Here is a 12,991-nt window from a genome sequence, read left to right as displayed (position 1 = left end):
GGTGCATGTCGTACTCGCCGGTGGGGGGACCGCCGGCCACATCGAGCCCGCGCTCGCCCTCGCGGACGCCCTGCGGAGGCAGGACCCGACCGTGGGCATCACGGCCCTGGGCACGGAGCGTGGACTCGAGACCCGACTCGTACCCGAGCGGGGCTACGAACTCGCGCTGATCCCGGCCGTCCCGCTGCCGCGCAAGCCCACCCCTGAACTGATCACCGTCCCGGGGCGGCTGCGCGGCACCATCAAGGCGGCCGAGCAGATCCTGGAGCGCACCAAGGCGGACTGCGTCGTCGGCTTCGGCGGCTATGTGGCCCTGCCCGGCTACCTCGCGGCCAAGCGGACCGGGACGCCGATCGTCGTGCACGAGGCCAACGCGCGCCCCGGCCTCGCCAACAAGATCGGTTCGCGGTACGCGCACGGGGTGGCCGTCGCCACCCCCGACAGCAAGCTGCGCAACTCCCGCTACATCGGCATCCCGTTGCGGCACACCATCGCCACGCTGGACCGGGCCCGGGTCCGCCCGGAGGCGCGTGCCGCCTTCGGCCTCGATCCCAACCTGCCCACGCTGCTCGTCTCGGGCGGCTCGCAGGGCGCCCGGCGCCTCAACGAGGTCGTCCAGCAGGTCGCTCCGGTCCTGCAGCGCGCGGGCATCCAGATCCTGCACGCGGTCGGCCCGAAGAACGAATTGCCGCAGGTGCACCAGATGCCGGGGATGCCCCCCTACATCCCGGTACCGTACGTGGACCGGATGGACCTCGCGTACGCCGCGGCCGACATGATGCTCTGCCGCGCGGGCGCGATGACCGTGGCCGAACTCTCCGCCGTCGGGCTCCCCGCCGCCTACGTCCCGCTGCCGATCGGCAACGGCGAACAGCGGCTGAACGCCCAGCCGGTGGTCAAGGCCGGCGGCGGACTGCTGGTCGACGACGCGGAACTGACGCCCGAGTGGGTCCAGGGCAACGTGCTGCCCGTCCTCGCCGACCCGCACCGGCTGTACGAGATGTCCCGCGCGGCCTCGGAGTTCGGCCGCAGGGACGCCGACGAGCTGCTCGTCGGCATGGTGTACGAGGCGATTGCGTCACGCCGCAACGCGTGAGAAGGCAGGGGACCGTGGCCGGACCGACCACCGCCGAACGGCAGCAGAAGAAGTCCGGCCCGCCCCGCCCGCAGCGCACCCGCCGCCTCCGGCTGCCGCGTTCGCGCACTGTGATCATCGTTTCGGTGCTCGCCGTGCTGCTCGGCGCCGGAGCGGTCTGGGCGCTCTACGGCTCGCAGTGGCTCCGTCTCGAGGACGTGAAGACGTCGGGAACGCGCGTCCTGACGCCCGAAGAAGTCCGCGAGGCGGCCGACGCACCCGTCGGGGCACCACTGATTTCGGTCGATACGGATGCGCTCGAAGACCGGCTGCGCTCAAAATTGCCCCGAATTGACTCGGTTGACGTCGTCCGCTCCTGGCCGCACGGAATCGGACTCAAAGTGACGGAACGCAAGCCGGTTCTCCTCATCGAAAAGGGCGGAAAGTTCGTCGAAGTGGACGCCAAGGGAGTGCGATTCGCCACGGTCGGACGCGCGCCCGGGGGAGTCCCGAAGCTTGAATTGAGGGTGGACCGGGACAGCGCGGCGGCCAGTCTGCGCCGCTTCGGCACGGACCGGCTGCTGCGCGAGGCGGTGCGGGTCGCCGGTGACCTGCCCGAAGCGGTCGCCCGCGATACCCGGAACGTCAAGGTCCGTTCGTACGACTCCATCTCGCTGGAGTTGAAGGGCGGACGAACCGTCGACTGGGGCAGCGGCGAGAAGGGGCGTTCCAAGGCCACTACCCTCACCGCGCTCATGAAAGCGGCACCCAAGGCACGGCACTTCGACGTGAGCGTCCCCACCGCCCCCGCATCGGCGGGCAGTTGACGCATATCGTCGCAGGCCAGCACCCTGGTTCGGCAGCGCTACGGCTGATCACATAGGGTGAAAAGAAAAACGGGAGGTTCGGCGTGTTCGTTGAACGTGCGCCACTTGTCGACTTAGTGTCCTGTTCGGAAGAGTCCAGGGAACAGACACACTGGTAACCCTAAACTTCAACGTTAGGGTTCGGGTCGGCGTTCGGACCGTCCCATTCGGCATCAGTCGTCGTATCGCGTCAGAGCGAAACGGCGACACGTAACTCGAGGCGAGAGGCCTTCGACGTGGCAGCACCGCAGAACTACCTCGCAGTCATCAAAGTCATCGGTGTCGGCGGCGGTGGTGTCAATGCCATCAACCGGATGATCGAGGTCGGTCTCAAGGGCGTCGAGTTCATCGCCATCAACACCGACGCGCAAGCCCTGTTGATGAGCGACGCCGACGTCAAGCTCGACGTGGGCCGTGAACTCACCCGCGGACTCGGCGCCGGCGCCAACCCGGCCGTCGGCCGCAAGGCCGCAGAGGACCACCGCGAGGAGATCGAGGAGGTCCTCAAGGGGGCCGACATGGTCTTCGTCACCGCCGGCGAAGGCGGCGGCACCGGCACCGGCGGCGCACCCGTCGTCGCCAACATCGCGCGCTCGCTCGGCGCCCTCACCATCGGCGTGGTCACCCGGCCCTTCACCTTCGAAGGCCGCCGCCGTGCCAACCAGGCCGAGGACGGCATCGCGGAGCTGCGCGAAGAGGTCGACACCCTCATCGTCATCCCCAACGACCGGCTCCTGTCCATCTCGGACCGCCAGGTCTCCGTCCTCGACGCCTTCAAGTCGGCGGACCAGGTCCTGCTCTCCGGTGTCCAGGGCATCACCGACCTCATCACCACGCCCGGCCTGATCAACCTCGACTTCGCCGACGTCAAGTCGGTCATGTCCGAGGCCGGTTCGGCGCTCATGGGCATCGGCTCGGCCCGCGGCGACGACCGCGCGGTGGCCGCGGCCGAGATGGCGATCTCCTCACCGCTGCTCGAAGCCTCCATCGACGGGGCGCGCGGCGTGCTGCTCTCCATCTCCGGCGGCTCCGACCTCGGTCTCTTCGAGATCAACGAAGCGGCCCAGCTGGTCAGCGAGGCCGCGCACCCCGAGGCCAACATCATCTTCGGCGCCGTCATCGACGACGCGCTCGGCGACGAGGTCAGGGTCACCGTCATCGCGGCGGGCTTCGACGGCGGGCAGCCGCCGTCCAAGCGCGACCAGGTCCTCGGCTCGGCATCGTCCGGTCAGGCCAAGCGGGAAGAGCCCGCCACGCCCGCCCGGCCTGCCGAATCGTCCCGCCCGGCCTTCGGCGGACTCGGCTCGGTCACACCGCGCGACGAGCCCGCCGCCCCGGAGCCCGTGGAGGCGGCCCCGGTGAGCGAGACCCCGTCCGCGCCCTCGGCCCCGCCGCAGGTCCCGCCGGCCCGTCCCTACCAGGACAGCCAGGCCGAAGAGCTGGACGTGCCGGACTTCTTGAAGTGATAAGCAAGCACAGCACCGTGAGCGGCGCGCACTTCGCCTTCACCGACAGGTGGGGCGGGGTGAGCGCCGTTCCGTACGAAGAGCTCAACCTGGGTGGCGCGGTCGGTGACGACCCCGAGGCCGTGCGTGCCAACCGTGCGCTCGCCGCCAAGTCCCTCGACCTCGACCCGGTCCGCGTCGTCTGGATGAACCAGGTGCACGGCCGCGACGTCGCGGTGGTCGACGGGCCCTGGGGCCCGGACGCCGAGATCCCGGCCGTCGACGCGGTGGTGACCGCCCGCAGGGGTCTCGCCCTCGCCGTCCTCACCGCCGACTGCACGCCCGTTCTGCTCGCCGACCCGGTCGCCGGGGTGGCGGCCGCGGCGCACGCGGGCCGTCCCGGGATGCTGGCGGGCGTCGTTCCCGCCGCCGTCGAGGCCATGGTGGAACTCGGCGCGGAGCCCGGCCGCATCGTCGCCCGCACCGGCCCCGCCGTCTGCGGACGCTGTTACGAAGTGCCGGAGGCGATGCGCGCCGACGCCGCCGCGATCGAGCCCGCGGCGCACGCCGAGACGAGCTGGGGCACGCCCGCGGTCGACGTGACCGCCGGGGTGCACGCCCAGCTGGAGCGGCTCGGGGTGCGCGACCGGGAGCAGTCGCCGGCGTGCACCCTGGAATCCGGTGACCATTTCTCGTACCGCCGCGACCGGACCACCGGTCGTCTCGCGGGCTATGTCTGGCTGGACTGATAGGGCATGACGGAGCGAAAGTCCCAACTCGCAGCGAATCTCGCGCAGGTCGAGGAGCGCATCGCCGCGGCGTGCGCCGCGGCCGGACGCAAGCGGGAAGAAGTGACCCTGATCGTGGTCACGAAGACCTATCCCGCGAGCGATGTGCGAATCCTGTCCGAACTCGGTGTGCGGCACGTCGCGGAGAACCGCGACCAGGACGCGGCGCCGAAGGCGGCCGAGTGCGCCGACCTCCCCCTCACCTGGCACTTCGTCGGACAGTTGCAGACCAATAAGGTCCGTTCCGTGGTCGGTTATGCCGATCTGGTGCAGTCCGTCGATCGTCCCAAACTCGTCACAGCTCTGTCGGCGGCCGCGGTGCGCGCGGAGCGCGAGCTCGGCTGCCTGATCCAGGTCGCACTCGACGCGGAGGAGAACGGCCGGGGCGAGCGCGGGGGCGTCGGGCCGGGCGGAATCGAAGAGTTGGCCGGTCTCGTGGCCGGGGCGCCGGGGCTGCGGCTCGACGGTCTGATGACCGTCGCCCCGCTCACCGGGCCGTACGCGGGCCGGCAACAGGCGGCGTTCGAGCGGTTGATGGAATTCTCAACCCTCATGCGCGCGGCTCATCCTGCTGCGAACATGGTGTCGGCAGGGATGAGTGCGGACCTCGAACAGGCTGTTGCGGCCGGGGCGACACATGTGCGCGTCGGAACGGCGGTACTCGGAGTCCGACCCGGGCTCGGGTAACGTCGCCAAGAAGTCGGACCACAGCAGAAAATATGGTCATTCTCGCTGTTGGGCGGGGATACCTCGTGGATCGCGAGCAGTTGGTGACGACAGCCGATCCACCACAGAGCGGAGGACTCAGAGCATGGCCGGCGCGATGCGCAAGATGGCGGTCTACCTCGGCCTCGTGGAGGACGATGGGTACGACGGTCCGGGGTTCGACCCCGATGACGAGTTCGAACCCGAGCCTGAGCCGGAGCGTGACCGCAGGAGGCACGAACCGTCGCATCAGTCGCACCAGTCCCACCAGTCACAAAGGGACGAATCGGTGCGAGTGGTGCAGCCGCCCGCCCCGCGCGAGCCGGCGTCCCATTCCGCTTCGCCAGCCGCGGAATCCGGACGTCCGGCACGAATCGCCCCCGTGGCATCCATCACACCTGAACGCCAGAGCCTGGAGAAGAACGCACCGGTGATCATGCCCAAGGTCGTGTCCGAGCGGGAGCCCTACCGCATCACCACATTGCACCCCCGGACCTACAACGAGGCCCGTACCATCGGGGAACACTTCCGTGAAGGCACTCCGGTGATCATGAATCTGACGGAGATGGACGACACGGACGCGAAGCGACTTGTCGACTTTGCCGCCGGTCTGGTCTTCGGCCTGCATGGCAGCATTGAGCGAGTGACGCAGAAGGTGTTCCTGTTGTCGCCTGCTAACGTCGATGTAACGGCGGAGGACAAGGCTCGCATCGCAGAGGGCGGGTTCTTCAACCAGAGCTGAGACGCAGTGATGCAGTAGTTGCCGTAACCGCAGTACCGGATCGACGAAGTACGAGTAACAGGGGAGAGGGAACCGCGAACATGAGCGTGGTCGTGCAGGTGCTTTACATCGCGCTGATGTGCTTCCTCATCGTGCTGATCTTCCGGCTGGTCATGGACTACGTCTTCCAGTTCGCCCGCTCATGGCAACCCGGCAAGCCGATGGTGGTCGTTCTGGAGGCCACCTACACTGTCACTGATCCACCGCTCAAGCTCCTGCGGCGGTTCATTCCGCCGCTGCGTCTCGGGGGCGTGGCGCTCGACCTGTCCTTCTTCGTACTGATGATCATCGTCTACATCCTGATCCACATCGTGAGTCAGCTGTGATGAGTGCGATGTCTAATACGGTCTTGCCGAATGCCGACGACTACGTTGAGGTGAAGAGATGCCGTTGACCCCCGAGGACGTGCGGAACAAACAGTTCACGACCGTCCGCCTCCGAGAAGGCTATGACGAGGACGAGGTCGATGCCTTCCTCGATGAGGTCGAAGCCGAACTGACGCGGCTCCTCCGTGAGAACGAGGACCTGCGCGCCAAGCTCGCTGCGGCCACCCGTGCCGCCGCGCAGAACCAGCAGCAGGGCGGGATGCGCAAGGGCCCCGACGGCCCCGGCCCCCAGGACCAGCGCGGTCCCGGTGCCCCCGTGCCCGCCGCAATATCGGGTCCGCAGCCGGTCCCGCCGCAGCAGCATCAGCAGCAGATGGGTGGCCCCATGGGCGGCCCGCCGCAGCTGCCCGGTGGCGCTCCGCAGCTGCCCGCAGGCCCCAGTGGACACGGTCCGCAGGGCGGTCCGCAGGGTCCGGGCCCGATGGGTCAGGGTCCGATGGGTGGCCCCATGGGCGGTCCGATGGGCGGCCACGGCCCGCAGATGCCGCAGCCCGGTCAGGGCCCCGGCGGCGACAGCGCCGCCCGTGTGCTCTCCCTTGCGCAGCAGACCGCCGACCAGGCGATCGCGGAGGCCCGTTCCGAGGCCAACAAGATCGTCGGCGAGGCCCGTTCGCGCGCCGAGGGTCTTGAGCGTGACGCCCGTGCCAAGGCCGACGCCCTGGAGCGGGACGCGCAGGAGAAGCACCGCGTCGCGATGGGCTCCCTGGAGTCCGCCCGCGCCACGCTGGAGCGCAAGGTCGAGGACCTGCGCGGCTTCGAGCGCGAGTACCGCACGCGTCTGAAGTCGTACCTGGAGTCGCAGCTGCGTCAGCTGGAGACCCAGGCCGACGACTCGCTGGCTCCGCCGCGCACTCCGGCCACCGCCTCGCTGCCGCCGTCCCCGGCGCCGTCGATGGCTCCGGCCGGTGCGGGTGCCCCGTCCTACGGCGGCAACCAGTCGATGGGCGGCAACAACCAGCCCAACGGCGGCCCGTCCTACGGCGGCCAGCAGCAGATGTCTCCCGCGATGACGCAGCCGATGGCGCCGGTGCGGCCGCAGGGCCCCGCGCCGATGCAGCAGGCTCCGTCGCCGATGCGCGGCTTCCTCATCGACGAGGACGACAACTGACGGGCGTGACCACGCCCTAGGCGTCGGCAGCGTTCAGGGCCGGGCCCCCGGAGTTTCCGGGGGCCCGGCCCTTTTGTGTGCCCGGAGGCGGGTGCCCGGAGGCGGATGCGCGAAAGGCCCGGCCCCCTCGGGGCCGGGCCTTCGGTGCGGGCGCTTACGCCTTGCGGAGGCGGAAGGTCAGCTTCAGGGGCTCGTCGGTGAACGGCTCTCCGTAGGTGTCGTCCGCCTCGCCCTGGGAGAAGTCGGTCGCGAGGACCTCGTCCGCGATGAGCTCGGCGTGCTCGGAGAGGGCGGTGACGACCGCATCGTCCGGGGAGGTCCAGCGCAGGGCGATCCGGTCCGCGACGTCCAGACCGCTGTTCTTGCGGGCCTCCTGGATCAGACGGATCGCATCGCGGGCCAGTCCTGCCCGGCGCAGCTCGTCGGTGATCTCCAGGTCGAGGGCGACCGTGGCGCCGGACTCGGACGCCACCGACCAGCCCTCGCGCGGGGTCTCCGTGATGATGACCTCGTCCGGGGCCAGTGTCACCGTCTCGCCGTCGACCTCCACGGAGGCCGTGCCCTCGCGCAGGGCGAGGGACAGCGCGGCGGCGTCGGCCTCGGCGACGGCCTTGGCGACCGCCTGGACACCCTTGCCGAACCGCTTGCCGAGCGCACGGAAGTTCGCCTTGGCCGTGGTGTCGACCAGTGAACCGCCGACCTCGGAGAGCGACGCCAGCGAGGAGACGTTGAGCTCCTCGGTGATCTGGGCGTGCAGCTCCGGGTTGAGGGACTCGAAGCCCGTCGCCGCGATCAGCGCGCGGGACAGCGGCTGGCGGGTCTTGACGCCCGACTCCGCGCGTGTGGCGCGGCCCAGCTCGACGAGCCGGCGGACGAGGACCATCTGCTGGGACAGGTCCGGGTCGATGGCGGAGAGATCCGCCTCCGGCCAGCTGGACAGGTGCACCGACTCCGGGGCGTCGGGCGTCACCGGCACGATCAGGTCCTGCCAGACACGCTCCGTGATGAACGGCGTCAGCGGGGCCAGCAGGCGCGTGACCGTCTCGACGACCTCGTGCAGGGTGCGCAGCGCCGCCTTGTCGCCCTGCCAGAAGCGGCGGCGGGAGCGGCGGACGTACCAGTTCGAGAGGTTGTCGACGAAGACGGACAGGAGCTTGCCCGCGCGCTGGGTGTCGTAGCTCTCCAGGGCCTGGGTGACCTGGTCGGTGAGCGCGTGCAGCTCGCTGAGCAGCCAGCGGTCCAGGAGCGGGCGGTCGGCGGGCGCCGGGTCGGCGGCGCTGGGCGCCCATTTCGACGTACGGGCGTAGAGCGCCTGGAAGGCGACCGTGTTCCAGTACGTGAGGAGGGTCTTGCGGACGACCTCCTGGATGGTGCCGTGGCCCACGCGGCGGGCCGCCCAGGGGGAGCCGCCGGCCGCCATGAACCAGCGGACCGCGTCGGCGCCGTGCTGGTCCATGAGCGGGACCGGGTCCAGGGTGTTGCCCAGGTGCTTGGACATCTTGCGGCCGTCCTCGGCGAGGATGTGGCCGAGACAGACCACGTTCTCGTAGGACGACTTGTCGAAGACCAGGGTGCCGACGGCCATCAGCGTGTAGAACCAGCCGCGGGTCTGGTCGATGGCCTCCGAGATGAACTGCGCGGGGTAGCGGCTCTCGAAGAGTTCCTTGTTCTTGTGCGGATAGCCCCACTGCGCGAACGGCATCGAGCCCGAGTCGTACCAGGCGTCGATGACCTCGGGCACGCGCGTGGCGGTCGTTCCGCAGCCCTCCTGCGGGCAGGGGAAGGTGACCGCGTCGATGTACGGGCGGTGCGGGTCCAGGTCCGACTGGTCGGTGCCCGTCAGGTCGGAGAGCTCGGCGCGGGAGCCGACGCAGGTGAGGTGGTCCTCCTCGCAGCGCCAGATGGGCAGCGGGGTGCCCCAGTAGCGGTTGCGGGACAGCGCCCAGTCGACGTTGTTGGTCAGCCAGTCGCCGAAGCGGCCGTGCTTGACCGACTCCGGGAACCAGTTGGTCTTCTCGTTCTCCTGGAGGAGGCGGTCCTTGATGGCCGTGGTGCGGATGTACCAGGACGGCTGCGCGTAGTAGAGCAGGGCCGTGTGGCAGCGCCAGCAGTGCGGGTAGCTGTGCTCGTAGGCGATGTGCTTGAAGAGCAGACCGCGGTCGTCGAGGTCCTTGGTGAGGCTTTCGTCGGCCTTCTTGAAGAAGACACCGCCGACGAGCGGGACGTCCTCTTCGAAGGTGCCGTCCGGGCGGACGGGGTTGACGACCGGCAGGCCGTACGCACGGCAGACCTTGAGGTCGTCCTCACCGAAGGCGGGGGACTGGTGGACGAGACCGGTGCCGTCCTCGGTCGTCACGTACTCGGCGTTCACCACGTAGTGCGCGGGGGCCGGGAACTCCACGAGCTCGAAGGGACGTTGGTAGTTCCAGCGCTCCATCTCGGCGCCGGTGAAGGTCTCGCCGGTGGTCTCCCATCCCTCGCCGAGGGACTTCTCGACGAGCGGCTGGGCGACGACCAGCTTCTCTTCGCCGTCCGTCGCGACGACGTAGGTGACGTCGGGGTGCGCGGCGACGGCGGTGTTCGAGACGAGGGTCCACGGGGTCGTCGTCCAGACCAGGAGGGCGGCTTCGCCCGCGAGAGGTCCGGAGGTGAGGGGGAAACGGACGTAGACGGAGGGGTCGACGACCGTCTCGTACCCCTGCGCCAGCTCGTGGTCCGAGAGGCCGGTGCCGCAGCGGGGGCACCAGGGGGCGACGCGGTGGTCCTGGACGAGGAGGTCCTTGTTGAAGATCTCCTTCAGCGACCACCAGACCGAGTCGACGTACTCGGGGTTCATCGTGCGGTACGCGTCGTCGAGGTCGACCCAGTACCCCATGCGGGTCGTGAGCTCGGCGAAGGCGTCGGTGTGCCGGGTCACGGACTCGCGGCACTTGGCGTTGAACTCGGCGATGCCGTACGCCTCGATGTCCTTCTTGCCGTTGAACCCGAGCTCCTTCTCGACCGCGAGCTCGACGGGGAGGCCGTGGCAGTCCCAGCCGGCCTTGCGGGCCACGTGGTAGCCCCGCATCGTGCGGAAGCGCGGGAAGACGTCCTTGAAGACGCGGGCCTCGATGTGGTGGGCGCCCGGCATGCCGTTGGCGGTGGGCGGGCCTTCGTAGAACACCCACTCGGGGCGGCCCTCGGACTGTTCGAGGCTCCGGGCGAAGATCTTCTGCTCGCGCCAGAAGTCGAGCACGGCGTGCTCGAGGGCGGGCAGGTCGACCTGGGCGGGCACCTGACGGTACTGCGGCGGCGTATTCAACGAGTCCTCCGGCGGATGTGCTGCCTTCCGTCGGAGGGACGAGAGCCGTGTGCGCCTGGTGCGGCGCGCTCCCGCGGTACCACCCTCCTTGGCCCTCCGGCGCGGGGTTCGCACCGGTGAGCCCCCTCATTGGGGTCGCGATACCGGGTCTACTGGCCTCGGCTGTCTCGCCTCGGCGTTCTTCCGGCGGCTCCGGGGTGATCTTCACGTCGCGCCGGCCCCCGGGCTCGCACCGTCCCCGGGTCGCTCATGGCTGCGTACGCCGCTACTCGTCCCCATCCACGCTTCTCGCTGCCGTCCAGTGTACGGCGCGCGGGGAGGGGACTCCGACCGGTTTTCCGGGAGTCCCGGGGCGGGCGGGGGAGGAGGCGGCGACTGACCCGAATGGCGACATGCGGGGCGAGCGGTTCCGGGCGCGTTCCGTCCTGCGGATTACCCGGCAGGGAGTTGGGCACAACGCATGCAGACTCGCCTCGCGGCACCCGTGGGGCGGGGGGATCGGGCGGCGTGCCCCGTTGCCGCGGGCCTGGAGTCGATTTATCGTCCCAGCACGATTCGCGAGCAAGATCACAATATGTGAAGGGGCCGCGGCCATGGTGGCGAAGAAGACCGCCGTACAGCAGTCGGCGTCCGGCAGATCCACAGGCGCGGCCGCGGCGAAGGCGCCAGCCGCCGGGGCGACGACGGGAGCGGGCTCCAGGACCACGGCGCCGAAGACGACGTCGGCCAAGGGCACGGCGTCGAAGTCGGCGGCCAAGGGCACGCCGACCAAGACCACGGCTTCCAAGAGCACGGCCGCCAAGAAGACGGCGGTCGGGACCACGGCTTCGAAGGGCACGGCCACGAAGGTCGCGGCCTCCGAGAAGACGGCTGCTGAGGCCAAGCCTCTGCAGAGCGCCGCCGGCAAGGCCACGGCGGCCAAGAAGGCCGGCGCCAAGAAGACAGCTGCCAAGAACACGGCGGTCAAGAAGACGGCGGCCGGGAAAGTCGCCGGCACGGACAGTGCCGGCGAGGCGGGTGACCACGACGAGGCCGCTCGGCGAGCGGGTGCCGACGAGGCCCCGGAGAGCGCTGCCAAGGCCGTACCTGCCAAGAAGACGGCCGCCAAGAAGAGCACCGCGCACAAGAGCACGGGCAAGAAGAGCACCGCCAAGAAGAGCACGGCCAAGAAGACGGCCGCGTCCGCGGCCGAGGATGCGGCTGAGGCCGCGGAGACGACGGGAGCCACGACGGTGGTTGCGAAGAAGACTCCGGGCACGGCGACAGCAGCGAAGCAGCCGACGGCCGTGCCCAAGGCACGCGCCGCCGCGGCGGAGCCCGGCGAGCTCGCGGTCCGGCCCGGGGAGGACCCCTGGACCCCGGAAGAGGTCGCCGAGGCCCGTACGGAGCTGCAGAGCGAGGTGCTGCGGCTCGGCAGCGAGATCGCGTCCTCCGAGGACGCCCTCGCGGGGCTGATGCGGGACTCCGGGGACGGGGCGGGCGACGACGACGCGGACACCGGCACGAAGAACATCACGCGGGAGCACGAGATGGCGCTGGCCGCCAACGCGCGCGAGATGCTCCTGCAGACCGAGCGGGCCCTGGAGCGCCTCGACGCGGGGACGTACGGCCTCTGCGAGAACTGCGGCAACGCGATCGGCAAGGCGCGGATGCAGGCCTTCCCGCGCGCGACGCTGTGCGTGGAGTGCAAGCAGAAGCAGGAACGCCGCTACTGAGCGCGGCCTGGGCGCCGGGGACCGTACGTGTGTGCCGTACTCTCGTCCCCAGTCAGGTACCTAGGTTGAGGGACTCACGTGGCAGAGGCGGAGCGCATCATCGGTACGCCGGACATCCCTGAGGCGGCCGGGGACGGGCCGGAGCAGTCCGGTCCGGACTCCGGGGAGACGGCGGCGGCCGAGCAGGACGGGCAGCGGACTGGGTCCGAGCCCGAGCCCGAGTCCGAGGGCGAGCCCAAGCCCGAGGGCGAAGGCGTGGCCGACGCCGAGACCGGCGCCGCGAGCGCCGGCAAGGGCAAGCGGAAGATCGCCGTGCTCTTCGCCGTGGCCGTCGTCGCGTACGCCTTCGACCTGATCAGCAAGATGATCGTGGTCGCCAAGCTGGAGCACCACGAGCCGATCGACCTGATCGGCGACTGGCTCCGCCTCTCCGCGATCCGTAACGCGGGCGCGGCCTTCGGCTTCGGCGAGGCCTTCACCATCATCTTCACGTGCATCGCCGCGGCGGTCATCGTGGTGATCGCGCGGCTCGCCCGCAAGCTGTACAGCCTGCCGTGGGCGATCGCCCTCGGCCTGCTGCTCGGCGGCGCCCTCGGCAACCTCACCGACCGCCTCTTCCGCGCCCCCGGCGTCTTCGAGGGCGCGGTCGTCGACTTCATCGCCCCCAAGGGCTTCGCGGTGTTCAACCTCGCGGACTCGGCGATCGTCTGCGGCGGCATCCTGATCGTCCTGCTCTCCTTCCGCGGCCTGGACCCGGACGGCACCGTCCACAAGGACTGAGGCGCCCGCGGGAGCCCTGTGGTGCGGGAGTGTCGGTGCGC

At 70.0% G+C, this 12,991-nt stretch carries 11 protein-coding genes; 10 read left to right on the top strand and 1 reads right to left on the bottom strand.

Annotated elements, in window-relative coordinates; all coding sequences use genetic code 11:
* Position 1 precedes the first annotated feature (1 nt).
* The 8 genes from murG to DEJ49_RS08955 all read left to right on the top strand — a co-directional run bounded on the left by murG (position 2) and on the right by DEJ49_RS08955 (position 7,154).
* A complete protein-coding gene (gene murG / locus DEJ49_RS08995; RefSeq protein ID WP_150166815.1) occupies positions 2-1,096 on the top strand; it encodes an undecaprenyldiphospho-muramoylpentapeptide beta-N-acetylglucosaminyltransferase in 1,095 nt (364 codons plus the stop codon).
* 14 nt (positions 1,097-1,110) lie between these two features.
* On the top strand, positions 1,111-1,902 hold the full coding sequence (locus tag DEJ49_RS08990) for a cell division protein FtsQ/DivIB (protein WP_150183638.1): 792 nt from the start codon (positions 1,111-1,113) through the stop codon (positions 1,900-1,902).
* Positions 1,903-2,177: 275 nt separating this feature from the next.
* Positions 2,178-3,407 (top strand): cell division protein FtsZ, encoded by a 1,230-nt coding sequence (gene ftsZ / locus DEJ49_RS08980; protein ID WP_150183637.1) that lies wholly within the window; start codon positions 2,178-2,180, stop codon positions 3,405-3,407.
* 17 nt (positions 3,408-3,424) lie between these two features.
* Entirely contained in the window at positions 3,425-4,135 is a 711-nt protein-coding gene (gene pgeF / locus DEJ49_RS08975; RefSeq protein WP_411757146.1) for a peptidoglycan editing factor PgeF, read from the top strand.
* 6 nt (positions 4,136-4,141) lie between these two features.
* Positions 4,142-4,861: a YggS family pyridoxal phosphate-dependent enzyme gene (locus DEJ49_RS08970; protein WP_150183635.1), complete on the top strand. Its 720-nt coding sequence runs from the start codon at positions 4,142-4,144 to the stop codon at positions 4,859-4,861.
* Between the two features lie 124 nt (positions 4,862-4,985).
* A complete protein-coding gene (locus DEJ49_RS08965) occupies positions 4,986-5,621 on the top strand; it encodes a cell division protein SepF (RefSeq protein ID WP_150183634.1) in 636 nt (211 codons plus the stop codon).
* Between the two features lie 80 nt (positions 5,622-5,701).
* The gene (locus DEJ49_RS08960) at positions 5,702-5,986 is read left to right on the top strand and encodes a YggT family protein (RefSeq protein ID WP_150166801.1); all 285 of its coding nucleotides are present in this window, start codon (positions 5,702-5,704) and stop codon (positions 5,984-5,986) included.
* A 58-nt stretch (positions 5,987-6,044) separates the two neighbouring features.
* Complete coding sequence (locus tag DEJ49_RS08955) at positions 6,045-7,154, top strand: DivIVA domain-containing protein (RefSeq protein ID WP_150183633.1); 1,110 nt, start codon at positions 6,045-6,047, stop codon at positions 7,152-7,154.
* 154 nt (positions 7,155-7,308) lie between these two features.
* Here the strand turns inward: DEJ49_RS08955 and ileS are convergent, their stop codons facing one another.
* Positions 7,309-10,455 (bottom strand): isoleucine--tRNA ligase, encoded by a 3,147-nt coding sequence (gene ileS, locus DEJ49_RS08950; RefSeq protein WP_150183632.1) that lies wholly within the window; start codon positions 10,453-10,455, stop codon positions 7,309-7,311.
* A gap of 593 nt (positions 10,456-11,048) precedes the next feature.
* On the opposite strand from ileS, the gene DEJ49_RS08945 reads away from it, so the two are divergent.
* Positions 11,049-12,170 carry a TraR/DksA family transcriptional regulator gene (locus tag DEJ49_RS08945; protein WP_150183631.1) on the top strand — a complete coding sequence of 374 codons (1,122 nt, stop codon included), beginning with the start codon at positions 11,049-11,051 and terminating at the stop codon, positions 12,168-12,170.
* Positions 12,171-12,248: 78 nt separating this feature from the next.
* Positions 12,249-12,950, top strand: coding sequence for a signal peptidase II (gene lspA, locus DEJ49_RS08940; RefSeq protein ID WP_150183630.1), 702 nt, complete (start codon positions 12,249-12,251; stop codon positions 12,948-12,950).
* The last annotated feature ends 41 nt before the right edge of the window (positions 12,951-12,991 follow it).

This window comes from Streptomyces venezuelae, assembly GCF_008642335.1.
Classification (GTDB): domain Bacteria; phylum Actinomycetota; class Actinomycetes; order Streptomycetales; family Streptomycetaceae; genus Streptomyces; species Streptomyces venezuelae_F.
This window is presented reverse-complemented; position numbering and strand designations above follow the sequence as displayed.

What these genes read in the sequence shown, in the direction of transcription:
- DEJ49_RS08970 (WP_150183635.1), top strand. Translation starts at nt 4,142, where the DNA reads ATGACGGAGCGAAAGTCCCAACTCGCAGCGAATCTCGCGCAGGTCGAG.
- DEJ49_RS08945 (WP_150183631.1), top strand. Translation starts at nt 11,049, where the DNA reads ATGGTGGCGAAGAAGACCGCCGTACAGCAGTCGGCGTCCGGCAGATCC.
- DEJ49_RS08965 (WP_150183634.1), top strand. Translation starts at nt 4,986, where the DNA reads ATGGCCGGCGCGATGCGCAAGATGGCGGTCTACCTCGGCCTCGTGGAG.
- DEJ49_RS08955 (WP_150183633.1), top strand. Translation starts at nt 6,045, where the DNA reads ATGCCGTTGACCCCCGAGGACGTGCGGAACAAACAGTTCACGACCGTC.
- DEJ49_RS08960 (WP_150166801.1), top strand. Translation starts at nt 5,702, where the DNA reads ATGAGCGTGGTCGTGCAGGTGCTTTACATCGCGCTGATGTGCTTCCTC.